General features: G+C 59.3%; 13 protein-coding genes and 1 tRNA gene. 8 read left to right on the top strand and 6 right to left on the bottom strand.

Annotated features, from left to right (window positions below; genetic code table 11):
• Nucleotides 1–4 precede the first annotated feature (4 nt).
• Both ABOK31_RS16755 and ABOK31_RS16750 read left to right on the top strand, forming a co-directional pair.
• Nucleotides 5–15,454, top strand: a complete 15,450-nt coding sequence (locus tag ABOK31_RS16755) for a hemagglutinin repeat-containing protein (protein WP_349956779.1) — start codon at nt 5–7, stop codon at nt 15,452–15,454.
• An 8-nt stretch (nt 15,455–15,462) separates the two neighbouring features.
• Nucleotides 15,463–15,828, top strand: coding sequence for a barstar family protein (locus ABOK31_RS16750; protein ID WP_349956777.1), 366 nt, complete (start codon nt 15,463–15,465; stop codon nt 15,826–15,828).
• Between the two features lie 1,056 nt (nt 15,829–16,884).
• Here ABOK31_RS16750 and ABOK31_RS16745 read toward each other — a convergent pair.
• Nucleotides 16,885–17,802 (bottom strand): DUF1003 domain-containing protein, encoded by a 918-nt coding sequence (locus ABOK31_RS16745; protein ID WP_349956775.1) that lies wholly within the window; start codon nt 17,800–17,802, stop codon nt 16,885–16,887.
• 476 nt (nt 17,803–18,278) lie between these two features.
• Between ABOK31_RS16745 and ABOK31_RS16740 the strand changes: the two genes are divergently transcribed.
• The gene (locus tag ABOK31_RS16740) at nt 18,279–19,235 is read left to right on the top strand and encodes a phytanoyl-CoA dioxygenase family protein (protein ID WP_349956773.1); all 957 of its coding nucleotides are present in this window, start codon (nt 18,279–18,281) and stop codon (nt 19,233–19,235) included.
• 118 nt (nt 19,236–19,353) lie between these two features.
• Here the strand turns inward: ABOK31_RS16740 and ABOK31_RS16735 are convergent, their stop codons facing one another.
• From ABOK31_RS16735 to ABOK31_RS16715, 5 genes are all read right to left on the bottom strand, one after another.
• A complete protein-coding gene (locus ABOK31_RS16735; RefSeq protein WP_349956772.1) occupies nt 19,354–19,839 on the bottom strand; it encodes a DoxX family protein in 486 nt (161 codons plus the stop codon).
• A gap of 128 nt (nt 19,840–19,967) precedes the next feature.
• Nucleotides 19,968–20,723 (bottom strand): DNA-binding domain-containing protein, encoded by a 756-nt coding sequence (locus ABOK31_RS16730; protein ID WP_349956771.1) that lies wholly within the window; start codon nt 20,721–20,723, stop codon nt 19,968–19,970.
• A 10-nt stretch (nt 20,724–20,733) separates the two neighbouring features.
• Complete coding sequence (locus tag ABOK31_RS16725; protein ID WP_349956769.1) at nt 20,734–21,588, bottom strand: DUF692 domain-containing protein; 855 nt, start codon at nt 21,586–21,588, stop codon at nt 20,734–20,736.
• A gap of 108 nt (nt 21,589–21,696) precedes the next feature.
• The gene (locus tag ABOK31_RS16720) at nt 21,697–21,981 is read right to left on the bottom strand and encodes a DUF2282 domain-containing protein (RefSeq protein WP_349956767.1); all 285 of its coding nucleotides are present in this window, start codon (nt 21,979–21,981) and stop codon (nt 21,697–21,699) included.
• Nucleotides 21,982–22,027: 46 nt separating this feature from the next.
• A complete protein-coding gene (locus ABOK31_RS16715; protein WP_112339617.1) occupies nt 22,028–22,294 on the bottom strand; it encodes a DUF2282 domain-containing protein in 267 nt (88 codons plus the stop codon).
• A gap of 292 nt (nt 22,295–22,586) precedes the next feature.
• On the opposite strand from ABOK31_RS16715, the gene ABOK31_RS16710 reads away from it, so the two are divergent.
• From ABOK31_RS16710 to rfbD, 5 genes are all read left to right on the top strand, one after another.
• Nucleotides 22,587–23,153, top strand: a complete 567-nt coding sequence (locus ABOK31_RS16710) for a sigma-70 family RNA polymerase sigma factor (protein ID WP_349956766.1) — start codon at nt 22,587–22,589, stop codon at nt 23,151–23,153.
• Nucleotides 23,140–23,775 (top strand): NrsF family protein, encoded by a 636-nt coding sequence (locus tag ABOK31_RS16705; protein WP_349956765.1) that lies wholly within the window; start codon nt 23,140–23,142, stop codon nt 23,773–23,775. The genes ABOK31_RS16710 and ABOK31_RS16705 overlap by 14 nt, the downstream gene beginning before the upstream one ends.
• 161 nt (nt 23,776–23,936) lie before the next feature.
• Nucleotides 23,937–24,010 (top strand) — tRNA-Gln (locus ABOK31_RS16700).
• A 175-nt stretch (nt 24,011–24,185) separates the two neighbouring features.
• Nucleotides 24,186–25,253 (top strand): dTDP-glucose 4,6-dehydratase, encoded by a 1,068-nt coding sequence (gene rfbB, locus ABOK31_RS16695; protein ID WP_349956764.1) that lies wholly within the window; start codon nt 24,186–24,188, stop codon nt 25,251–25,253.
• Nucleotides 25,250–26,152, top strand: coding sequence for a dTDP-4-dehydrorhamnose reductase (gene rfbD / locus ABOK31_RS16690; protein ID WP_349956762.1), 903 nt, complete (start codon nt 25,250–25,252; stop codon nt 26,150–26,152). The genes rfbB and rfbD overlap by 4 nt, the downstream gene beginning before the upstream one ends.
• Nucleotides 26,153–26,176 lie beyond the last annotated feature (24 nt).

Below are 26,176 nucleotides of genomic sequence, written 5' to 3'. Positions count from 1 at the left end.
GACCATGACGTCAGCACGTATTTCAAGTGGCGAAAATGGCAAGGTGAGTATCAGACGCCTGGGCAGCGCCATGCGTCAACTGTCTGCGACGCTTCTGAGCGCCCTGCTTATTTTCCAGCCGATGCTGGCCAATGCACAGTCGGTATCGGCCGCTGGATCGGCGCCCACGGCCAATCAGCCGGGCGTTGGAGCAGCACCCAACGGCGTACCGCTGATCGATATCGTCACGCCCAACAGCACGGGCCTGTCACACAACAAATACGACAACTTCAACGTCGGCACGCCGGGTCTCATCCTCAACAACTTCAATGGAGAAGTCGGCACTTCGAACCTGGGTGGCGCCACACCTGGGAATTCCAATCTCAAGACATCGGGTCCGGCCTCGGTCATCCTCAATGAAGTCACCTCAGGCAATCGCTCGGCCCTGAACGGCCCGACCGAAGTATTCGGTGGCAGGGCCGACGTGGTAATAGCTAACCCAAACGGGATAACTTGCTCGGGCTGCGGCTTCATCAATACGCCGCGCGCGACCCTGACGACCGGTGTTCCCGATATCGGATCGGACGGACGTCTCACCGGCTTTACGGTCAATGGCGGCGACGTCACCTTTGAGGGGGCAGGCGGCAATTTTGCCGCTGCGCCGGGGGCGGTCGATCTGTTCGACGTCGTTGCCCGCAATATCCATGTCAATGCGCCCCTTTATGGCAAGACCATCCGGCTGACGGGCGGCGCCAGCAAATATGATTATGCCACCGGCGAGGCGACGGCGCTGACGGCCACGTCCGGCACGCCCGAATACGCCATCGACGGTTCGGCGCTCGGCGCCATGCAGGCCGATCGTATCAAGGTCGTCGTCACCGAAAAGGGTGCCGGCGTCAAGATGAGCGGCGACATGGCCGCCAATGCCGGCGAGTTGTCGCTATCGGCTGACGGCAAAATCTCGATCGGCAATGCGTCTGGTCGCGATGGCGTCACGATCACCTCGAAACAGAAGGTCACCGCTGCCAAGGTGACCTCAAGGCAGAAGGTTGCGGTCCAGGCCGATCAGGGCATCACCCTGCAGTCGATCGCCGCCGACAGTGATATCGTGTTTGCCAGCGGAACCGGCCTCATCAGCGTCTCCGGCGACGTCAACAGCGGCACGGCCGTGCAGATGACTTCTGGTAGTGGCATTGCCGCCGGCAGCGTGACGACTGGCAACGGCGCAACAACACTTGTCGCCGCCTCGGGTGATATCGCGATCGCAGCGGCCGTCAATAGCACAGGCGACCTTAACCTGACCGCTACGGCCGGTTCGATCTCGGCCGCCTCGCTGTTGAGCTACAACAATCTCGCTGTTACCGCTGGTAATAGACTTGCGGTTTCCGGCAATGTCCTGGCGCAGGGCAATGTCAGCGCCACCGCGCAGTCAATCTCCACCGGCATGGTTGTTTCCGGCATCAATATTGCTGCCACCAGTGCCGATCCTGGCGGGAATGTCGTTCTATCAGCGCAATCGCCTGCGATTGTCGCGGGCTCGGCAGGCAACTTGAGCCTAACGGCAACCGGCGGCACGATAGCCACTGGCAACCTGCAGTCGGCTGGAAGCCTCAACACCAGTGCGACTGGCAATATCACGGCGGGGAATATTCAATCAGCCGGCAATCTTACCGTGACCGCGACCTCGATCACGGCCGCCAATGTTACCTCGCATGGTGGGCTCACCGCTAACGCTGCGATGAACGCGAGCGGTCAGATTCTTGGAGCGGGCGATATCCTGATCTCGGGGGCTGGCATTCAGGCGAGCGCTATCGCGTCCGGCGTCGACTTTGCCTCGACCAACGACGCTGGTGGCAACATCGTCCTAAGTTCGGCCGGCGCACTCGATCTGACAGCTGCCGCCGGCACCATCACGGTCGGCACGTTGCTGTCGGCCGGCAACCTGACGGCCCAGGCTTCCTTGCTGCAGTCTAACAACCTCACCAGTCACGGCAACGTCAGTATCGACGGCGGCATGCGCGTTACCAACCAATTGCTCGGAGCCAGCGATATCACCATCATTGGCAACGCCAATGGTGTCAGCGCTGGTCTGCTTGCGTCTGGGGTCAATTTTGCCGCGACTAAGGCCGCCGGCGGCAATATCGTGCTGGCAGGTAGCGGTGATCTGACGATCAACGACAGCGCTGGCGCCATCCAGGCAGGAACCGTGCTGGCGGCAGGCGCGATCAACGCCACCGGTCAGACCATCACTGCTGACGCGATCACCGGCAGCAAGAACATCATACTGACCGGCGCCACCAGTCCGACCGCCGGAAGCGGCAGCGTGAAGATCAGTGGCCAGGTGCTTGGCGGCGGCAATGTCGGCATAACCGGTTCCAGCATCGCGGCCGATGCCATTGTCTCAGGCGTCGATATCGCCGCCACCAATGCGGCGGGCGGGCGCATTATTCTCGGCCCGACGGTCACGGGAACTGGCAATCTGACATTGACGAGCGCAGGCGCGATCAGCGTTGGAACGCTGTTGTCAGCGGGCGATCTCGACGCGAACGGCGGATCGATCACCGCCGGCAATATCTCCGCGCACCACGACATGACGCTTGGCGGTGTGATCAGCGTCAGTGGCCAGATTCTCGGCGCCGGCAACGTATCAATCACCGGTTCGGCCCTGTCCGCCCAGAACCTCGTTGCCGGCCTGGACTTCAATGCAACCGACGCAGCCAATGGGAAAATCACCCTTGGCCCAAGTGGTGATCTAAAGGTATCGGTCAATGGCGCCGTCACGGCACCCACGATCCAAGCCGCGGGCGTCATTGATGTCAGCGGCGCGTCCGTCGCAGCAGATTCGATCACCGGTCATAAGGATATCAGCCTTTCCGGTACGGCAGTTGGAGGTGTCGCCACGACGACCGCAAGCGGTCGCGTTGATATCGCCACCCAGGTGCTTGGTGGGGGTAACGTTGGCATCTCCGGCTCGAGCATCAAGGTCGGTAGCGTCGTTTCCGGTGTCGACTTTGCCAGGACGGCCGCCGCCAATGGCAACATCATGCTCGCCAGCATTGGCGACCTGACGCTTTCAAGCTCGGGTGCACTCAACGCAGGCTCGCTGTTGTCGGCCGGCAGTCTCGGCGCGACCGCTTCGAGCCTCACGGCGAACAGCGTGACCGCCCATGGCGATATGACGCTCGGTGGCGCAATCAACGTAACGCAGCAGGTTCTTGGATCCGGGAATGTGCTGATCAGCGGCCAGAGCTTGTCGACGCAGACTGTGGTGGCTGGCATCGACTTTGGCGCTACCGACACCGCCGGTGGCAATATCGTGCTTGGCCAGGACGGCGATCTAGAGGTCACGGTCAATGGCGCCATTACGGCACCAACCATGCAAGCCGCGGGCGTGATCGATGTTAGTGGCACCTCCATTGCTGCCGATGGAATCACGGGCCACAAGAACATCACGCTTTCCGGCGCCACCACCGTGTCGAACCAGGTCCTCGGCGGTGGCAATGTCGGTATCTCCGGTTCGAGCATCAAGGCCGGTGCCATTATCTCCGGGGTCGACTTTGCCGCTACGGCCGCCGCCAATGGGCATATCGTTCAAACCGCAAGCGGCGATCTGACCCTTGGCTCAAACGGCGCAATCGAGGCCGGAACATTACTGTCGGCGAGCGATCTCATTGCGAACGGCGCAACGATAAGGGCCGGCAATATCTCCGCCCATCACGACATGACGCTTGGCGGCATGATCAGCGTCAGTGGCCAGATCCTGGGCGCCGGTAACGTATCGATCAACGGCCCGAGTCTGTCCGCCCAGAGTCTCGTTGCCGGCCTGGATTTCGATGTCACCAATGCCGACGGCGGCAATATCGTTCTCGGTCAAACCGGCGATCTGAAGGTCGCAGCAAGTGGCTTTGTGACAGTGCCGATGGTCCAAGCTGCTGGCACCATCGATATTCACGCCGCAACGGTCACCAGCGACGCGATTACCGGTCATAAGGACATCACTATTTCGGCTGTGAGCGGTCCCGTTAACGTGACCAACCAGGTACTGGGTGGCGGCAACATCAGTCTCGCGGGTTCTGCCATCAAGGCCAGCGGCATTGTCTCCGGCATCGATTTCACAAGGACGGCTGCCGCCAATGGACATATCGTCCAAACGGCGAGCGGCGACATTTCATTGACGTCGCCGGGCGCCATCAGTGTTGGCACACTGCTCTCGGCTGGCAATCTGAATGCCTCCGGTTCGACGGTCACCGCTGACGGCATCACGGCACATGGCGACGTGACGCTCGGCGGCGCGATCAGCGTGACAGACCAGATCCTGGGTTCCGGCAACGTATCGATCACCGGCCAGAGCCTTTCCGCCCCAACCATCGTGGCTGGTATCGACTTCGATGCGACCAACAGGGCGGGAGGCAATATTGTTCTTGGCCAGTCTGGCAATCTCGCGATTTCGGTCGGCGGAACCGTGGCCGCGCCGACCATGCAGGCCGCCGGCAGCATCAATGCCGGCGGGGCGACCATCAATGCCAATGCCGTCACCAGCCATGGCAACATCACCTTGTCCGGCTCAACTACCGTCACCAGTCAACTCCTTGGCGGTGGTAACATCGCCATCTCCGGTCCAGGCATCAAAGTCGGCACTGTGGTTTCCGGTGTCGATTTCGCCAGAACTGCAGCTGCCAACGGCAACATCGTTCAGACGGCAAGCGGCGACCTGACCCTTGGGTCGACCGGCTCGATCAATGCCGGCACATTGCTGTCGGCCGGTGCATTCTCGGCCAACGGCATCACAGTAACCGCCGATGCAGTCACGGCGCATGGCGATATTACCCTCAAGGGGACCGGTACGACGGCCACGGGCGCCGGTGTGAACATTGCTGGCCAGATCCTTGGCTCCGGCAACGTGTTGATCTCAGGCCAGAGTCTGTCGGCACAGACTGTCATTGCAGGTATCGATTTCGGTGCGACCAATAGGATAGGCGGTAACATCGTCCTGGGCCAAAGCGGCGATTTGACTGTGAATGTTAACGGAGCCGTTACGGCGCCGACCATACAAGCTGCGGGCAGCATCGACATCAGTGGTGCATCCGTCACTGCAGCTTCAATCACCGGTCATAAGGATGTCACTCTTTCGGGAACGGCCGTCGGCGGTGTGAACGTTACCAATCAGGTGCTTGGCGGCGGTAACGTCGGCATCTCCGGCTCGAGCGTCCGGGCTGGGACCGTCGTCTCGGGTGTCGACTTCGCTGCTACTTCTGCCAACGGCGGAAACATCGTCCAAACGACGAGTGGCGACATTTCCATGACGTCGTCGGGCAACATCAGTGGTGGAACACTGCTATCGGCCGGCAATCTCAATGCCTCCGGCTCGACCGTCGGCGCCGATAGCGTGACGGCGCATGGCGCTGTGACGCTCAATGGCGCGGTCAGCGTCACAAACCAGATCCTCGGATCCGGCAACGTTTCGATTACGGGCCAAAGCCTGTCCGCCCAAACGATCGTTTCCGGCATCGACTTCGACGCCACTAATGCTGCCGGCGGCAATATCGTCCTTGGTCAACGCGGTGATCTGACCGTGAATGTCAACGGCGCCGTTGCCGCGTCGACCATACAGGCAGCGGGCGCCATTGATCTCAGCGGCACGTCCGTCGCAGCGGCTTCGATCACTGGCCACAAGGATGTAACGCTTTCCGGAACAGCCGTCGGGAGCGTGACCGTTGCCAATCAACTGCTCGCTGGCGGTAACGTGGGCGCCTCCGGCTCGAGCATCAAAGTCGGCGCTATCGTTTCGGGCGTCGATTTCGCCGCGACGGCAGCCGCCAATGGGAATATCGTCCAGACGACAAGCGGCAACCTGACGCTTGCTTCGACCGGTTCTATCAAGACCGGTACATTGCTGTCGGCCGGTAATTTTTCCGCCGGTGGCGCGACTGTGACTGCAGATGCCGTCACAGCGCATGGCGACATCACGCTTAATGGCGCCACCAGCGTTGCTGGCCAGGTTCTCGGCGCCGGCAACATCCTGATCACTGGCCAGAGCCTGTCGGCCCAATCTATCGTCGCCGGTATTGACTTCGACGCGACCAGCAGGGCAGGCGGCAATATCGTCCTTAGTCAAGCCGGCGATCTGACCGCTCGACTCAGTAGTGGGCTCTCTGCATCGACGATGCAGGCCGCTGGCACCATCAACGTCAATGCCGCTGCCGTGACGGCCGATACCGTCACCGGGCACCAGGATATCGCGCTTGCCGGTGCGACGACCGTCCATGGCCAAATCCTTGGTGGCGGAAACATCAGCATCTCAGGCCAGAGCATCGCCGCAGGCGCGATCGTCTCCGGTGTCGACTTCACTGGCACTGCGGCCGCCAACGGCAATATCGTCCAGACATCAAGTGGCGATATGTCCCTGACTTCGAGCGGTAATCTCACGATCGGCACGCTGTTGTCGGCAGGCAATTTGACCGCGCAAGTGAGCGATCTGAGCGCGAGCAGCATCACAAGCCATGGCACGACCGATCTGGCGGCCAGCGGTCGTGTCGACGTCAGTGGCCAGGTACTATCGGCCGGCAATCTCTCGATCGATGGCGCCAGCCTCAACGCCGGACTTCTGGTCTCCGGCGTGGATTTTGCGGCGACCGCAGCCAACGGCGGAAGCATCGTGCTTGGAGGGGCCGGTAAGACGGACCTCACCGTCGCCGGCAACGCCACGGCCGGCACGATCCTGTCGGCCGGCGACGTTACCGCGAAAGCGGCAAACCTTCAGGCAAGCAGCATCACCAGCCGAGGTAAGGTCGGCATCACCGGCAACGTTGACATTGCTAGCCAGATTCTTGCCGGCGGCGATCTCACGATTAATGGCGGCAGCATCAGCGCACCGACCTTGATCTCGGGAATCGACTTTGATGCTACCAACCGCGCGGGCGGCAACATCGTACTGGCGTCGTCAGGAGCCATGAATCTGACAGCCTCCCGCAATATCACGGCTGGCACGACCCTTTCTGCCGGTGACTTCACGGCGAAAGCGGCTGATCTCATCGCCGACAGCATCACCGCTCATGGCAACGCAGGCATTGTCGGCAATGTCGATATCAGCAACCAGATCATTGCTGCCGGCACTCTCACGGTCAGCGGCGGTTACATCAACGCGCCGACGCTGATCTCCGGCATCGACTTTGCTGCCACCAACGCGCGCGGCGGCGGTATAGTGCTCGGAACCGCCGGCGATATGAGCCTAACTTCCTCTGCCGGTATCACTGCGCAGACCATGCTATCGGCCGGTGCAATCGCCGCCAGTGGCACGGCGATTACGGCCAATGCTGTGACCGGGCATGGCGATGTCACCCTCACCGCCAGCAACAGCATCAATGTCTCGGGCCAGCTCCTCGGCGCCGGCGACGTCTTGCTCTCTGGTTCGACCGTCCAACTCGGTCAGGCAGTGACCGGCGTTGATTTCGCCGCCACTTCGCGATCGTCAAATGGCGCCATCGCTCTCGGACCAAGCGGCGATCTGACCATTAACGCCGGAAGTGCATCAGCCAGCATGCTAATCGTCGCAGGCAACCTCAATGTGGCGGCGAGCGCCTTTACGGGCGGCAATATCACGGGCCACGGCGCGGTCGCGATCGGCTCATCCACCAGTCCCGGCGCGATCAGGATCAACGGCCAACTCCTGGGTGCCAGCAACGTCTCGATGACCGGATCCGCCGTCAGTGGCAACGTCATCGCGGCCGGTGTCGATTTCGCGGCGATGGACCAATCGGGAGCCGGCAATGTCATTCTGGGCCAGGGCGGCAATCTTACGCTTGCAGCCACGGCAGGCGACATCTCTTTCAACAGCCTGCTCGCTGCCGGGACGATTACGGCCAACGCTGTCAACAATATCAGCGCCAATGCCGTTGCCCATGGCGATTTGTCGCTCACAGCGGGTAATGCGGTCACGCTGACAGGCCAATCGCTAGGGACCGGCAATATTAATCTCAGCGCCCGGTCGATCTCCATCGATACGCTGGTTTCCGGCGTCGATTTTGCCGCCACCAATGCATCAGGCAACCGAAGCCTGATGCTGCGTCGCGCCGGTACGATGGCGCTTGCCGCCTCAAACGGCAGCATTAGCGCCAATTCCCTGCTGTCGGGCGGCAACCTTTCCGCCACGGCGACGCAAAATATCAGCTACAATAGCCTGCAAAGCCTGGGGAACGCCGCGCTCACCAGCCCCGGCGCTATCGCCTATACCAGCACCACTCGCGTCGGTGGCAATCTGACGCTCAATACCGGCGCACTGGATCTCTCGGGCAGCAGAGGCAGCCGGATTGCCGGGGGCGGCACGCTGATCGTCAATGCTGCATCCGCCAATCTCTCGGGAAGCAATCTCGTCTTCGGCGGCCTGAGCCTCAATCTCTCCGGCGGCGCTGATCTTTCCAATGCGCAAGTCAGCACCGTTACTAATGCTGGCGGTTCTGGCGACATCACCATCTCCGCTGCAGGCCTTGCCACCACTGCCGGTACCTCTCTGCTTGCTGCGCATGACCTGACGCTGAACCTGCCATCGCTCGGCAATACCGGCCAACTGGCCGCTGGCAACAATTTGACCTTCAACGTATCAGGCGATTTCTACAATAGCCCGTCCGGTCTCGTCTTTGCCGGCAATAATGCCAACCTCTTCGTCGGCGGCACGCTCACCAACGACCAGGGCGCTATCCTGTCCGGCAACGGCCTTGCCATAGCAGGGCCTGGCGGCGGTCAGCGTAACGGCGCCGTCGTCAACTCTGCCGGTCTCATTCAGTCCGGCGGCTCCATGTCGATCCTGACCAATGGCCTGACCAACGTCACGACCTCGGCACCGGCGATCCAGCGCAATGTGCAGATTTCCAACGCCATTCTCAGCGCCTACGACGTGATCACCAGGACTTACCGCTGCGCGACCCGCTGCAACGGCTCGGGCGATCATGACCCTCCGACGTATACTTGGGTACAAGCAGTCGATCATCTGGTCAGCCAGATCGTTTCGCAGGATCAGTTGATCAGCGGCGCCGGCGCCTCCGCACAGATCCGCGCTGGTGGAGATCTGACTGTCAATGCGATCAATCTCTGGAATGGCTACAGCTCGATCAAGTCCGACGGCAACATGCTTCTTACCGTGGCGGGCACGCTCACCAACGATGGCGCGACGCTGAACCGTGTCACCCAGACGATCTGCGACAGCAGCACTCCATGCCAATATTACCCAGACGTCGTCTCCTCTGACCCGACGCAAGGCGGGTTGGATTGCAGCGGCCCCAATCGCCCCTGCATCGGCGGCAATGACCCGGCACTCACCTATTCGCCGAATCCCAATGGCACGCGCGATCCGTCGCGTGATCTGAATCCCGGCACCACTGTCGGCGTGCAGGTAATCGGCGCTATTTCCGGTGTGATCCAGGCACGCGGCGCCCTTGCCATCAATGGCGGCGGCGCCGTCAACAATGTCGCCTCCAATGGCTCGATCGCCGGTCAGGTTGCGATCGACGTTCCGGCGACCGCGAACAATCCGCTCGGCGCCCTCAACAGCATGACCGCCGGCGGCGCATTGTTCAACGTCAGCGCGGCGCTTTCAAACGTAGCAGCCAATGGCGGCGCCAACGCGGGCAGTGGTCCATCGCTGACAGGCAGCGGTCCGACGATCGGTTCGGGACCCGCGATCGGGAGCGGCAATCTGCGAGCAAGCGGCGGCACTTCGATCAACAACGGCACTTTGACGGCAAATAGCGACGTTGCGGTGAGCAACCGTCGCGTGACCGCCACCGACGGTCCTTTGGTCAGCGGCGGCAACATGGCCGTGGCCAACGGTGTTGCGGTCAGCAGCACTGCCGTGACAACGACGGCTAGTACATCGATAGGCAATACTGGCTTGACCGCAGCGGCAGGACTCGCAATCAGCGGCAACACCCTGACGGCTGCTGGCGCTTCGGTCAGTCCGAACAGCCTGATGGGCAAGCTTACCGCCGCGATCGGCAATAGCGGTAATCTCACCCAGATCTTGCAGACAAACGGCACGCAGCTCGCAGCTCTCGCCAAGCCGCAGTCCGGCGGGGTCGGCGGCACGGTTCCAGGCCAGGTCTTCCTGTTCGAGACGCGGGCGGCCTTCCTTGACGTCTCCAAGTTCTACGGTTCGGCCTATTTCATAGATCGGGTTGGCTACACGCCCGAGACGAAGGTTCCCTTCCTGGGCGATGCCTATTTCGACAATCAGCTCATCGACGAGCAGATGCGGCAACTGGTCGGCAATGGTCTTGGCGCGGGATCCTTCGTTCCAGGCGATAACGCCACCGACCAGATGAAGTCGTTGCTCGACAACGGTGTCGCCTATGCCGAGGCGAACGGGCTTGGCCTCGGGCAGGCGTTGACGCCACAGCAGGCGGCGTCGCTGACGCAATCGATGGTGATCTACCAGACTGAGATCGTCGATGGAGCGCCGGTGCTGGTGCCGGTCGTCTATCTTTCGGCCGCCGATCGCGCCAAAACCACGTCGGCTGCCATGATCGCCGGCAACACGGTCAGCATCGATGCCAGCTCAGTCGACAATTCCGGCGCGATTGCCGCGGCAGACGGCATGACCATCAATGCGGGAAGCATCAAGGCCAATGGCGGCGCTTTCCTCGCCGGCGGCAATATGAATCTCAATGCCGAAAACGGCATCACGCTCGCCGCCCAGACCATGAACATCGGCGGACAGACCGTGGTTGCCGCCAATGGCGGCGTCACGGCCGGCGGAAACCTTAAGATGGATGCCGGGGCGGGTAGCCTAACACTGAGCGGGACGAAGGTAGCCGCCGGCGGCAGCGCGCAGCTCTCCGGCCAGACCGTCACGATCGGAGCCGTCAAGCAGGACAATGGTGGTGTCCAGACGCTTGTCGGGACCACGGTGACATCAGGCGGTAATCTGAGCATTGCCGGCACCAGCGGCGTCAACATCATCGCCAGCTCCGCCAAGGTCGGCGGCGACCTGTCGATCGCTTCTTCAAACGGTTCAATCAGCATTATCTCGGCCGGTGTCGACAATACCGTCCTCAGCAAGGACCGCCTGAATCTATCGCAGGGCGGCACCATCACGACCACGACTAGCCAGATCCAGCAGGGCTCGTCGCTCATCGCCGGTGGCGCCATGCTGGTATCGGGCAATCAGGGCGTGCTGATCGGCGGCTCGTCGCTTATGGCCGGCGGCAATCTTGGCATCGTTTCGACGAATGGCAACATCACAATCACCGCCTCGCAGGACCAGACGACGAGCCAATCGAAGACGATTGCCGGTGCTGCCAATGGCTACAAGAGCGGCCAGTCATCCGCGACCGCCGTCACCAGCAATGCGTCCTCAATTACCTCGCAAAACGGCAGCGTGACCGTTCAGGCCGATGGCGGAGCGATCAGCGTCATCGGTTCCGACCTCGATGCCAAGGGTGGAGCTGCCAACCTGATCGCCAAGGGCGACATCACTATTGGTGAGGCAACCGACAGTGCATCCTCGTCCAACCGCAGCGGCAAGACCAAGAGCAGCGAGACAACGACCACGGCAGAAGGATCGTCAGTTTCCGGCCAGACCGGAGTCAATATTGGCTCTAGCAAAGGCAATGTCACGATCTCGGCCTCCGATGTCACCGCCGGCGATGCAGCTCACACAGCCGACACCAATATCCAGGCTGCCGGCAATATCGTCATCGCTTCCGGCAAGGACACAGACGAGACCACGTCCGACAGCAAGAAGAACGGCTTCCTCAGTTCGTCGAAGACCCATACCCATACGTACGACGAAGACACTGTCGGTTCCTCCATCTCGGCTTCGGGCAACATCAACGCTACTGCTGGCGGTGAGGCCGTCATTTCTGGTTCAGAGGTGGCTGCGGGCGGCAATCTCAGCCTCTCAGGTTCGACCGTCACCGTCATGGGTGCCGAGGAGAGCCACGAGAGCGATAAGCAGGTCAAAAAATCCGGCATCGGCGTCGGCTCCGGGGGTGGGTTTATTTCCATCTATGGATCGAAGGACTCGAAGAACAGCCAGAGCTCGACCGACAATATTGGTTCGACACTGAGCTCGGGCGGCACGACGACGATCACCTCCACCCAGGGGGACGTCAATATCTTCGGCTCTTCCTCCCATTCCGGCGATGGCACGGTCATCTCCTCGGCGCGGGACGTCAACATCGCGCCGGGTGCCGAAGAGCAGTCGTCGTCCAGCCAGACCAAGCGCTCGGGCTTCGGCATCAACTTCTCCTCCGGCGACGGCAGCCTGTCGATCGGCATTGGCGTCGCCAAGTCGGAAGAGAAACGTTCGAAAGACGCCAATATCAATGCTGTCAGTACGCTGGATTCCGATGGCAGCATCACCATTGCCGCCAATCGCAACATCAACGACCAGTCGGGTAAAATCCTGGCCGCCGGTCCGATCGGCCTGATCGCGGGCGATAACGTCAACATGCTCTCGAGCAATGACGTCACCAACGCCTCCGAGATGCAGAAGAAGAGTTTTGCCGGTGTCAGCCTGACAGTCCAGTCGTCGCTGATCTCAGCGGGCCAGCAGGCGATGCAGGCGGGTAGCCTGCTGTCCGGGGACAATGGCATCTACGGGATAGCTCCGGCAGTCCTGGCCGGCGTCAAGGGTTATCAGGCGATATCGTCGACCATGAAAGCCATCGATGCGGTGCCCGATCCCGTTACCGGCCTCAAGCCTGCGGTCGCCGGAATTTCCCTCACGGCCGGCTATAGTTTTAGCGAAAGTTCGCAGCAGTCGACGACCTCGATCCCCGTTCCGCCCGAGATCCGCGGCAGCTCGGTGACCATCATCGCGCAGACAGGTGATGTCGTCGGCCGCGGCGTGCAGATCAGCGCCGGCATGGGCAAGGACGGCAAAGCGTCAACTCCCTCCAGTGATCCAGATAATGGCAGCGTGCTGATTTCCGCGGCGGGCAATGTTGACCTGGAAAGCGTGCAGGCGACATCCGACAGCAAGAGCAGCAGCAAGTCGGGCAGTACCAGCATCGGCCTTTCCGCAAGCATCGATGCCAGCGGCAATATCTTCAACGCTGGTCCGACGGCAAACGCCGCCTACGGTTCCGGCAAGCAGGTGGCAAGCTCGGTTACGCAAGTCAATTCGAATGTCAGCGGCACCAATACGGTGACCGTCGTCGCGGGTGACACACTGACGCTCGCCGGTGGCGTTCTTTCCGGTAAGACGGTCAACGCTACTGCCGCCAACGGCATCGTCATCGAGAGCCGTCAGGACACTGCATCCTATGATGAGAAGTCGAAGAGCGCCCAACTCGGCGTCAGTTCTGGCGGCATTAGTGGCGGCTATAACCAGGGCACGATCACCGGCGACTACGCGAACGTATCCCAGCAGAGTGGCATCTTCGCCGGTTCCGGCGGTTATCATGTCAACACGGACGGCACGATCAATCTGAAGGGCGGCTTCATCGGCTCGACGGCGATTGCTGCCAACAATAGTCTGAACGCCAACCAGATCCTTTATTCCGACATCGGCAACTCGATGTCGGCATCCTCCAGTAGCTACGGTTTTGGCCTGATCGGCGTCGGCATTCCGGTCCCGATTGTCGGTCAACCTGCCAAACAGAGCGACAACGGTGCAACGTTGGCGACGATCACGCCGGGCAACTGGAATCTGACGGGTCAAAGCCAGGATCTTTCCGGCCTTAACACTGATGCCTCCAAGGCCAACAAGACCGTCGATCCGTTCGACATCGACAAGCTAAAAGCCCAGCAGCAGAGCGCTGCGGCCTTGTCAACGCTCCTTAACATGGGCGTCGGCGAGCTTTCAGATCGGCTCGGCTTTGACGAGGGGTCTCCCGAAAAGGTTGCCTTGCATGCCGCCGTCGGCGCTATCGTGTCACAGGTCGCCGGCACCAACGTGGGTGCCGGTGCTCTCGGTGGTGCGCTGAGTGAAGTCGCCAATGGTGTGCTTCAACAGGTGCTGCAGACCAATCCTAATCTTACAGACACGCAGAAGAGCGCCATTACCCAGTGGGTAGCAGCCGCAGTCGGCGCTGCTGCCGGCGGAGGTACGGGCGCCGCCGCTGCGCTCGATAATGTCAACTATAACTATCTGACGCATAAGGAGGCTAAGGAGCTCGAACTCGCCGAATTGGCCTGCCGGGGCGGCAGCGCCAAGGATTGCAAGCGTCATGATGAGCTTCTCGATCTCTCTCAGGCGCGTGACGACCAACTAAAGAGTTGTGCCGGAAACTCATCGAGCGAATGTGTCAAAGCCAGAACCGATTTGCGCATTGCGGCGGCACAATATGTGGACGCTGCTCTGACAGGCGATGGCGACTACGTTACGCCGATCGGTGGGCTACAAAGGCAATGGGCGCTTTTGCAAGCTTATGACTATGCTGACGACAGCGATCTAGGCCAAATCGCCGATGCGGATCGTATCGCTGCAAATTTCAAGAGTGACGAAGCAAAGGCGCTACTCACGGCGTCAAAGAGCGGATTATCCGCCGCGCTTCGCAGCGAAATCCTTTATGGCATCGTAACGCTCGGCCAGAATGGACCATCTGGCAGAGGCCCCGGATCGAAAACAGCCGACGCTCTCGACGAAACACTCGACGCGGTTGGAGGCTGCATTGGAGGCCAATGTGCGACAGGTTGCTCGTTTGATGGCTCAACCCTCGTCAAAACGGTCGAAGGCTTCACTGCTATTCGGGAGATTCGTCCCGGAAAGACATTCGTTTGGTCGCGCGATGAACAAGGGCATGAAGGCTATAAACTTGCGCTTGCGAGGATTAGCGAGGAGCATAAGGAAACCGCCTATCTGACTGTCAAATCCGGTAAGAATGGGCAGAAACAGACAATCACGACCACCAAGAACCATCCGTTTTTCGCTGCCTTGGCCGAAGCGCGAGAGGTGCCTGTTTCATTGCCGGAAGGCCGCGTCTATCATGGGCCGATCAAGAACGGAGCCTGGGTTGCCGCGGGCGAGCTGCGGTCAGGAGACAAACTGTTCAACGCTGATGGAAGCTGGAGCTCGGTCATCGATGTCCGTGTCGAAGAAAGGCGGCTTAACGCTTACAACCTGACGATCGCTGATTTCCACACGTACTTCGTCAAACAAGCAAGAAGCAGTGTTGAACCTATATGGGTCCACAACTCTTGCGGTTCATCACCTACGCGCTTCATAGATGGCGTTAAGGTTGTCGATAAGAAAACTGGACAAGTTTTTGAGGGTACGGTCGATCTCGAACCGACGTTCAACAGAATAGCTAATGGGCAAAGCTTTCCGCATAAAAATGATGGAACGGTTTATAACAATTATCCTGATCGCGTCACGGGACAGTCGGCTTTACCCTTGCAGCCTAAAGGATATTACACGGAATTCGTAGTCCCGACTCAGGGGATCGGTGGGCCGGGACCGCAGCGTGTAGTGGTAGGCCAAGGTGGCGATATGTGGTACACACCTGATCACTACAAGACGTTCATTCAAGTAAAATAGCGGGAAGGTTGGCTTTGTTTTTCTTTGGCAAATGCCCAAAAGTATTCGATAGCGCTCTATACGCGCAGGTCGCCCCTGATATACTCACATCGGACGATCTTCTGTTAGATCTAAAAAATAAATTGAGGTTGCCAGATTATTTTGGTTTTAATTGGAATGCACTCTATGATTGCTTAAAGGATTTTCATTGGGTTGAGGAGGATGCTGTTATTCTCAATCATCCATATAGATTAAAGCTTCCGTCGGCGGATGCAGGCATCTATGCAGACATTCTAAATGATGCTGTCGCGTTTTGGCAGAGGGAAGGAAGAATTGAGTTCTGTGTCATATTTAACGAAGGAGACAGACAAGAGATTCTAAGTTACTTACCGTAATGTACCCGCAATAGTTGAAGACATTAGAATATGTAGATGCCGCGCTGATGGCGATGGCGAATATCCTACGCCGGTTGGAAGCCTGCAAAGGCAATGGGCTGTTCAGTTTCACACCGCTTTGACCCTGATTTGCATTTGAGGCGATCCATTCAGTGGCTGAGAGCCCGTTGACGACTTCGCGATATCGACATCCATGCTGGGTCCCGACGAAATGCAAAGTTGGGTGAAATCTCGACACAAATGAACAAGCCGGCGCACCAGATGGCTTGTAGTGGTGTCGCTGATGACCACCAAGACGATTTCAGCAGGTTCGAACGGCGTCCGGTTAGTCACATACTTGTGGCCTTCATCCATATCATAGCGCGGAGGCTGGCGTGAGGCGATGTAGGCTCCCAGGAATACGTTGATACCGATCGCGGCGAGCGTGGGAAGGATCTCGTTGACGTCCGCTTGTTTCTGAATGACTTCCGCGTAGGTCGGGTTATGTTCATCATGAGGATTATTGATGAGCTATGTCGCCTGGCACGCCTTCACCTTGTCGATAGAAAAGGACGGAGAGTTAACGCCAAGTTCGAGTACCCCGAAGGAAAGGCTTGACCCGCAACCTGATGTCCCTGTCGACCTGATCAGGGGCTCATGGATTGCTTTGGGATCACGCACGATGGCAGTGCCCAGAGTCCTGACACAGCAGGAGTTTTAGATGAGTTTGGCCCAAATCGCTGACGAGTTGCGGGCAAGCATTCTAAAGCGCGAAGAACGTATCGGCTTTATCAATGCATGGGATATCTTGCTGCTCCAAGAGAGGAAGTAATGAGATTCTTCGCAATTCTGAGTTCGATCTCCATCTTGGATTCCTCGATACGACGACTTCCACATCATTCCCGCAGGGCGGAACGCATTCGGACGGATGTTATTCTTCGTCGTCCCAGCGGGAGCCAACGGGGCCATTCTCACCATCAATAATGATCGGGATACCTCTGCTTGAGTGAGCACTATACCCGTGAAAAACAGGGCTTTGTTACTTCACGCGTAAGCCCGTAGCGGCTTTTCTCATGATCAGTTGACGGAATCGTCCGGATCGGGATCCTTGACCTTGGTGAAGAGGCTCTTCAGTGCGCTGGTCTTGGCTTTCGTCGCCTTGTTGGCCTTGATCGCGCGCGTCGCAGCCTTGGCCTGTTCCAGCATCATCTCGATCTGGATTTGCTGGATCTCGGTCAGGCGCTCCCATTGGCGATTGAGGAGGTGGTCGACCTTTTCATGCAGGTGGCGGATTTCCAGTTCGGCCTTCAGGTTGACTTTGTAGTCATTGAGGGCGCGCAGGCGATCCTTCTGTTCCTGGCGGCGCTGGCTCATCATGATGATCGGCGCCTGCAGGGCGGCGATCGTCGAGAGAATGAGGTTCAGCAGAATGAACGGATAGGCATCAAAAGCCTTGTTGTCGCCCATGAGGACATTGATGCCCATCCATACGGTCAAGAACAGACAGAAGGAGATGATGAAGGTCCAGCTGCCGCCGAATATCGCGACCCCGTCGGCCATCCGGTCGCCGATCGAGCGGTGGTCCTCGTAGTCCTCTTCGATGTTTTCGGCCAGCGTATCATGCGTCTTCAGGCTTTCGACGACCTCGTCCTCGAGGTTGGACAGCTCGCCACGCTCGTCGGTCAAAAGCTCGGCGATATACTGGGCGCGATAATCGTCCATGACCTTGCGGCTGATATAGTCGTCGGCGCGAAGCTCGGGATGCTTCAGCCGCATGAAGTCCGCCAGCGAGGGGCGGAGATCGTCGACATGCACAGCATCTTTTTTCTTCAGCACCTGACCGGTGATGGCATCGATCAGCTTGACGGACTTGGCCTTCGCCTGCGCGAGGCTTTTGGTATAATCGTCCATCTCCACAACGGTTGGGCTCTCGCCCTCGCCCGCGTCGAAATCGACAATGCCTTCCGCCGGCTCAAAGGTCTTCGTTTCTGTCATCTAAGGGGCTTTCTTTGACGTTTTCTCGCTCATTTAGCCAATAATGCGAACAGGAATATGACTGTTAGAAGACAGTGAAAATTGCGGCCGGTATAGACCGCTGCCGCCTATCCGCAACTTTACGCTTCCATCTGCTCCTATCCAGTTTTTAGCTTTATTATCCTAAGCAACGGCAAACGAAATCCACGATCCCCGCAATCCCCTCGCCCATTTTGACCATCAGATGCGAAAAACAACTGTTCCGGGCGATTTCGCAAACGTTTTCAAAAGCGTAGCGTGTTTCTGCGGAAATTTCTACCGATTCAATCAGGTTTTGAGTTTTCGCCCTCTTGACCAAGGGCGACCGACCCCTATTTGCCGCGATGCAGCAGATATTCGCCAGTGCGAATAAACATTAAAGTTTCAAAGGATTACATCGCATCAACAGGAGTTGGGCCTGTTGCCACGGGTTTTGCACATGTGCGGAAAGGATAGCTATGCACAATCCCCCGGCAAGAGACTTGGAGTCCGTCGCCCGGCAGGGTAGCCGCTTCAAGCGTATGGCTGTTAGGATACCGACTTATCTGACCGATCTCAAAGAGAATCCGGCCTGGTTGCCTATGTTCCTGTTGGCTCGAACCCTGCCGTTTCGGCGGATGCATTGGTTTGCCACCAAGCAGACCGTCAGGCTTCCGGTTTCCGGTGCCTCGATGTTTGCAGGCGTCGAGCGCAGCGCTGTCGTCAACGCCTTGCGGACAGATGGCATCTATCCCAGCCTGACGCTGCCGGATCACATCCATCGTGAGATTGCCGAATTCGCGCTGGCGACCGGCTGCTACGGCAATTTCAACAGGCAGCTGGAATTCGTCGCAAGCGAGCATTCGCAGGCGGAGGCGCGATTCGGGCGGCCGATCCTGAGCGGGCACTTCTTCGAGCGTTCGCTCGATTGCGAGGCCGTCATGGCGGTTCAGCGCGATCCGCTGCTGATTGACGTTGCCCGCCAGTATCTCGGCGGCCAGGCCAAGGTCATCACGACACGCATTTGGTGGAGCTTTCCGACCCAGGCGTCCGAAGCCGACAGGAGCCTCGCCTCGCTCGACAAGTATCACTTCGATCTCGACGACTGGCGAATGCTCAAGTTCTTCTTCAATCTTGTCGATGTAGATGAGGGCACCGGCCCGCATGTCTTCGTCAAGGGAAGCCATAAGCGCCGCCGGGTCCGGCATCAGCTGACCTTGCTTGTCGGGCATCCTGCCAACGAAGTGCTCGACTACTACGGGCAGGCCAATGCGCTGACGCTGACCGGCAAGGCCGGCTCCGGTTTCGTTGAAGATCCCTTTGGCTTCCATATGGGCACCGTGCCAACGCAGAAGCCGCGGCTGATGATGGAGGTGGGTTTCGGCGTCTCGAAGCCTTCGCAGCGCCGTTTCCATGGGGAACCAGTCCTGCGCTGAAGCAAGTCGCGCAAAAGCGTAAAAGCGGTTTGCGACAACGACATGCGCAAAATAAAAGGCGCATCCAGCCTGGCATCACGGAGCGCCAATAGTAAATGGCGCTCCCGTCTGATCGACCTCAGGCCGAGCGCGCGAAACGCCTGGCAATCAGATGATCGAGCGCGATGCGGCCAGGGCCGCCCGCTATGATCACCAGAAAGCAGGTTGCCCATGTGCCATGCGTCGGCCAGGCATCGGGATAGACGAAGATCTCGATAACAAGTGTCATGCCGAGGAGCGCCAGCGCCGAGAGCCGGCTTGCGAAGCCGATGACCAGCAGAAATGGGAAGAAGTGTTCGCTGAAGGCGGCAATATGCGCGGCGATCCAGGGATCGACCAGCGGCAGCTTGTATTCCGTCTGGAAGAGATAGACGGCATTGTCGGTCACGTGCCAGCTATCGACTTTCGTCTGCCCGGATTGCCAGAAGACGGCGGCGATCGACAGCCGCGCAATGAGAGCGATCAAATCGTGCGGGATGCGGTCGAGAAGTTTCAGGGCGCCGTAGAGCCTTTGGGGCACGGTTTCGCGTTCGGCCGAAGCGGCCGTCATCATCTGGTTCTGCATGTCGGTTCTCCCGAGAGCATGATGCCGAAGTGCGAGGGGATTTCGGACGACCTCATGCTCGATTTGTTTGATTTTAGGCGGATTCAGATTTCAGGTCGTTTCGACCTGAAATCATCCGGCTCCAGCGTTCAGCGAATGGCCATGAAAGCGCCTGCCGTGAACGCACCGGCAAGATTGGCGGAAAGATCGAAATTGGCGGCTTCGGCGAGAGCGGCTTCATAGGCCCCGCCAAGTGCTGCGCCGGCAAACAGCTGCTCCAGAAAGGTTGCGCCACCCGGCGGCAGGCGATGCACCTCGACGATCATCTTCGGGCGGATGACGAGAGCATCCTCACCCGTCCAATCGGCGATATCGGCAAGCTCGATTTCGCCGGTGTTCATCGCCCAGATGGTGATGGCCGGATGGGCGGAACGTGCCACCGAGGCGGAAGGATGCGGCACGAAAGTCAGCTCCGTCAGGCCTGCTGGCTCGATGGTCGTCAGGAGAACCGCATCAAGCGGCACGGCGTCCGCCGCGTGATAAGCCCGTCCCCGCAGCGCTTCCAATCGCATGACATCGCGCAGATAGGGGATTTCCCGTGCCGGTTCGAAACTCTCGACGAAATCGGGGAAATCATCGCCATAGGCAAGCAGCAGCGGCGATCGCGGCGGGTGCAACTGGATGAATTCATGCGCCATGGCAGCGAAGAATTCCTCACCGACGATTCTTTCCGCGGCCGGGAAGCGGGAGGCGAGTGCGCCGATCAGGCCGATGGCGACATTATTGCGGTAGACGCCGAAACGTCGCGCCGGCCGTGGGCCGTTCCAGGCTGTCAGGCCCTTCGGTACGGCGCGGTCGGGATCGACGAGCGCTGCGGCGAATTCGCTTTGAGTGGCGAGAGACATGGATCCCTCCTCAGGCTGCCCAACGTGCGGCGGCGCGTTTCAAAATAGCGTCGGCAGCTTCAGCCTCTGCCCGCAAAACCGGCCATTCCGGCACGTCGTTATCCCATTCGACCAGGCTGGCGATTGGCCCGGTGCGGCCGATCAGCTCCTCGTAAAGTTCCCAAACGGGGTCCTTGACCGGCGTATCGTGGCTATCGATCAAAAGCGGCGCACCGGCATCGTCGATGGTCTCCGAATGTCCGCTTAAATGGATTTCGCGCACCCATTGCACCGGAAAGCGCTTGAGATAGGCTCGCGCATCCATGTGATGATTGGTGGCGGCGACGAAGACATTGTTGACGTCGAGCAGCAGACCGCAGCCGGTGCGTTTGGCGACTTCGGCCAGAAATTCGGTTTCCTCGATCGTGCTCTCTTCGAAGAGCAGGTAGGTAGCCGGATTCTCGAGCAGCATTTGGCGACCGAGTATTGTCTGCACCTGATCGATATGGGCGCAGACCTGCGAGAGCGTCACTTCGGTATAGGGCAGGGGCAGGAGATCGTTGAGAAAGGTCGTATCGTGCGTCGACCAGGCGAGGTGCTCCGAAAAACTCTCCGGCTCGTAGCGATCGCAGACAATCTTCAGGCGAGCAAGATGCTCTTTGTCCAGTGCCTGCATCGAGCCGATGGAAAGGCCGACGCCGTGGATGGATAGCGCATAATCTTGACGAAGCCTGCCGAGCTGCGCATGTGGCGGACCGCCGTCGCCCATATAGTTTTCGGCATGGACTTCGAAGAAGCCGATCGGCTGCGCGGCGCCATTGATCGCGGCAAAATGTTCCGGCTTGAAGCCGACGCCGGCACGGCGGGGAAGTTCTGACGGTTTCATTGCGGGCCTCCGGGTTCGGGCAATTCCAGCAAAGTTGAAGCGGTTTGCGTTCGGAAGGCGGGCGGCGCTCGTAAAAGGCTGCGCCGCCCACGCGTTTGCGCTGCCTTGTCAGACCGGGGCTGGACCCTGTGCCAGGGTACCGTGACCGCTCGGCGTCTTGATCGTCTCGCAGGTCCCGGCGGGAACCAGCTTCCACGAGTTCCGCTGGTAGTCGACTTTCGACGTGCCGGCACAGGTCGTGCCGGGGCCGGCGGCGCAATCGTTCTGGCCCTTGAGGGCAACGCCGTAGCATTTTTCCTTGGCATCGGCGGCCGAGGCGGTCGTTGCGCCGGCAACCAGCGTCGCTGCGGCTGCGACCGAGGCGGCCAGGGCGAGTGCGGACATTTTGTTCATGGCAAACTCCTTACGAGCGATGGTTGACAATCGATCCGGTTTCGGATCAGGCCGGGGTCAGTGAGCCATGACCCTTCGGGGTTTTCATCGAGGTGCAGGTGCCCGTCGGAACAAGCTTGAAGGACATCTTGTCGTAGCTCATGGTCGACTTGCCGGCGCAATCGTGCTTGCCGGCGGCGCAGTCGTTCTGACCCTTCAGGGCGACGCCGTAGCATTTTTCCTTGGTATCGGCAGCCGAGGCCGGGGCGGCGACGGATGCGAGTGCCGAGGCGATCGAGCCGGCGATGGCCAGGGTGAGGATGCTGTTCTTCATGGATCTGTCTCCTAGATGGATGCGAGCCGTCATTGGCTTGCATCGAGGTCTACGGAGCGTCTGGAGCGGATGTTACAGCCGCATTGGAATTTTTTTCGAGATGGCGTCATTTATATTGTGCCGGCTATCTGCTGCGGCGGGCAATAGCCGAGCAGGTGTGGCGGTGAGGCTGGCATGTGCATGGATAGCAGACGCATCCGGCGGAGAATCTGTCGCGGAGACGAAAGGGCTTGAAAAATAGTTGCCGTTGCCGGTAACGAAAGCTTGCGGTCCCGCGTAGAGGAGATGTCGGATGAATCATTCGGCGCGCGAAGAGGAATGGGCAGTCTGGATGCGCGCGGCCATCGGCGGCGATGCGCAGGCCTATCACCGTTTCCTCATCGCAGTGACGCCGCGTCTGCGTGCCATGGCGAAAAGACGCTGCGATCAGCTGGGCGCACCGGTAAGTGAGGCCGAGGATGTAGTTCAGGAAGTGCTGCTGGCCGTCCATCTGAAGCGCGGCACATGGGATTCATCGCGTCCGATCGGCCCCTGGCTGTCGACGATCGTGCGCAACAAGCTGATCGACAGCCTGAGACGGCGCGGGCGGCATATGAGCGTACCGATCGACGATGTGATCGATTTCCTGGAGGCGGAAGAGCATACCGACGCCTTGGACCGGCTCGATGTCGATCGTATGCTGGAACAGTTGAAGGATCCGGGGAAGACGATCGTGCGCTCGATTTCCGTTGACGGAGCCAGCGTACGGGATACGGCGGACCGACTGAAGATGACGGAAGGGGCGGTGCGCGTGGCGCTGCACCGCGCGCTAAAGGCGCTTGCGGCTTTGTATCGGAGTGAGACCAGTGAAAACCGATGACCTCATCAATCTTCTGGCGCAGGACGCGCCGGTCCGCATGCGGATCGGCAAGGTCCTGACCCTGGCGGTCGTCGCAGGCATCCTGATCAGCGGCGGTGTCTTCTTCGCCATGATCGGCTTTCGAGCCGATATCGATACAGCCATGGAGACTGTCCGTTTCCTGTTCAAATTCGTCGTGACCATCGCGCTTGCCGCAACGGCCTGCGCTGTCGTCTTCCGCATCGGGCGGCCGGGCGCATCGCTGCGTCTATGGGGCTGGACGCTGCTCTTGGCGCCCATCCTGCTGCTTGCCGCCGCGGCCATCGAAATGGCCGTCATGCCGGCCGACAGCTGGAGTGCGCGGATGATCGGCCACAACGCCCGCTTCTGCCTGACGCTCATCCCGCTTTTGTCGATCGGCCCGCTCGCCTGCTTCATTTTCGCCCTGCGCCAGGGCGCGCCGGAAAAGCCGGGTGCGGCCGGCGCCGTCGCCGGCCTTGCCGCTAGCGGCATCGCCGCAACCTTCTATGCCTCCAACTGCACGGACGACAGCCCACTTTTCGTCCTGCTCTGGTACCCGATCGCGATCGCCATGGTGACGGCAGTCGGATATGTCCTCGGCAGGCGCCTGTTGCGCTGGTGAAATAACCAATCCTAAACTTCCACCAGGGGCCATCATCTTGAGCATCGACGGTGCTCCACCAAAAAAATGCATTTGCCTGCGTTAAACTATTTGCATCTGCGACGAATTCTATTATAGAGGCCCAGCCTTCACCGCGAAGGGTTTTATCGCCTGGCGGTCGTTGGGGAATAGTTCAATGGTAGAACGACGGACTCTGACTCCGTTAATCTTGGTTCGAGTCCAGGTTCCCCAGCCAATTTCAAGCTTCCCGATTTGAATAAACATTTTTGGTTTGCCTCTGGTGCTTGAGGCGGATATCCGTCTTCCTATGATTGAAATCTTTTTGAAGGAGAAAACTGCTCCTTGTCATGAGATTTGATTTGTCTTGGATTGTGTCGACAATTTAGCTGCGTGCCTAAAATGGATTTTAGATGACGATATTGGTTTCGGGTGGAGCCGGGTTTATCGGCGGGAACTTTGTCTTGGACTGGCTTGAGCGACACGACGAGACGGTCGTCAATCTGGACAAGCTGACCTACGCCGGCAATCTAGATACGCTGAAGGGATTGAAGGGTGATGATCGCCATGTGTTCGTGCATGGCGATATTGGCGATCGCGAGCTGGTAAGCGATTTGCTGGCGATGCACCGGCCGCGTGCGGTCATCAATTTCGCAGCCGAAAGCCATGTCGACCGCTCCATCCATGGCCCCGGCGATTTCATCCAGACGAATATTGTCGGTACCTTCAATCTGCTGGAAGCTGTGCGCGGCTATTGGGATGACTTGCCGGATGGGGAGAAGCAAGGCTTCCGCTTTTTGCATGTCTCCACGGACGAGGTCTATGGCACACTGTCGAAGGATGATGCGCCGTTCAACGAACTCAATCGTTATGAGCCGAACAGCCCCTATTCGGCCAGCAAGGCGGCCTCCGATCATCTTGTGCGGGCATGGCAGCATACTTATGGCCTGCCTGTCCTAACGACGAACTGCAGCAACAATTACGGGCCTTACCATTTTCCGGAAAAGCTGATCCCGCTGGTGATCCTGAACGCGCTTTCGGGAAAGAGCCTGCCGATCTATGGCGACGGGCAGCAGATCCGCGACTGGCTTTACGTCCGGGATCATTGCAGCGCCATTCGCCGCGTCTTGGAAGCCGGCAAGCTCGGTGAGACCTATAATGTTGGCGGGTGGAACGAGAAACCGAATCTCGATGTCGTGCATACGATCTGCGCCATCCTCGATGAGTTGAGGCCGAAGGCCGATGGCGGCCGCTACAGTGATCAGATTACCTTCGTTAGGGATCGGCCCGGTCACGATCGTCGTTATGCGATCGATGCCCGCAAGCTCGAGCGTGAACTCGGCTGGAGGCCTGAGGAGACGTTCGAGACTGGCATTCGCAAGACAATCACATGGTACCTCGAAAACCAGGACTGGGTCCGTAACGTCACCAGTGGTGCCTATCGTGAATGGGTCGGCAAGCAGTACGAGGCCCAGTTGTGAGTACCATTCTGGTCACTGGCGCCAACGGCCAAGTCGGTTTCGAGCTGCAGCATTCGCTCGGCACCCTGGGGAATGTCGTTGCTCTGACGCGCGGAGGCATGGATCTGGCCAACGAAGCCAGCATCCTTGCCGCTCTTGACGAACATAAGCCCGGCGTCATCGTCAATCCGGCCGCCTATACGGCGGTGGATCGGGCCGAGAGCGATAAAGAGCTGGCGATGGCAGTCAATGCCGCAGCTCCGGGGATACTGGCGCGCTGGGCGGCGGACAATGGTGCCTGGCTCATCCATTACTCCACAGACTATGTCTTCGACGGCACGAAAGCTGATCCCTATCAGGAAGACGATGCGGTCAATCCGCAGTCCGTCTATGGCGAAAGCAAATGGCGAGGCGAAGAGGAGCTGCGCGCCTCCGGCGCGCATCACGCCATTTTGCGCACCAGCTGGGTCTATGGTCATCACGGCAGCAACTTCCTGAAGACTATTCTTCGGCTGGCGGGTGAAAGAAGCGCACTGAACATCGTTGCCGACCAGGTTGGTGCGCCGACGTCGGCGGCCTTGATTGCCGATGTTACACGCAGGGTGATCGCGCGCATCATGGCTTCGCGAGCTCCAGGTGACTTCTCTGGGACCTATCATCTTACGGCACAAGGCAGCACCTCCTGGTATGGTTATGCGGCGCATATCGTTCGTGAGGCATTGGCAGCAAACGTTGGGCTTGCGCTGTCTCTCGATGCGCTGAAACCGATATCGACAGCTGAATACCCGACCCCTGCGAAGCGCCCGGCCAATTCGCGACTGGATTGTCGAAAGCTGATGGATCGTTTCGATATTGCGCTTCCTCTCTGGCAGAAGGGCGTCGACGACGTCCTGGCGAGATTGATAGCTGCCCGGAATTGAAAACCGTAATTTTGCCGATGATTT

Source organism: Rhizobium sp. ZPR4 (assembly GCF_040215725.1).
GTDB lineage: Bacteria > Pseudomonadota > Alphaproteobacteria > Rhizobiales > Rhizobiaceae > Rhizobium > Rhizobium rhizogenes_D.
This window is presented reverse-complemented; position numbering and strand designations above follow the sequence as displayed.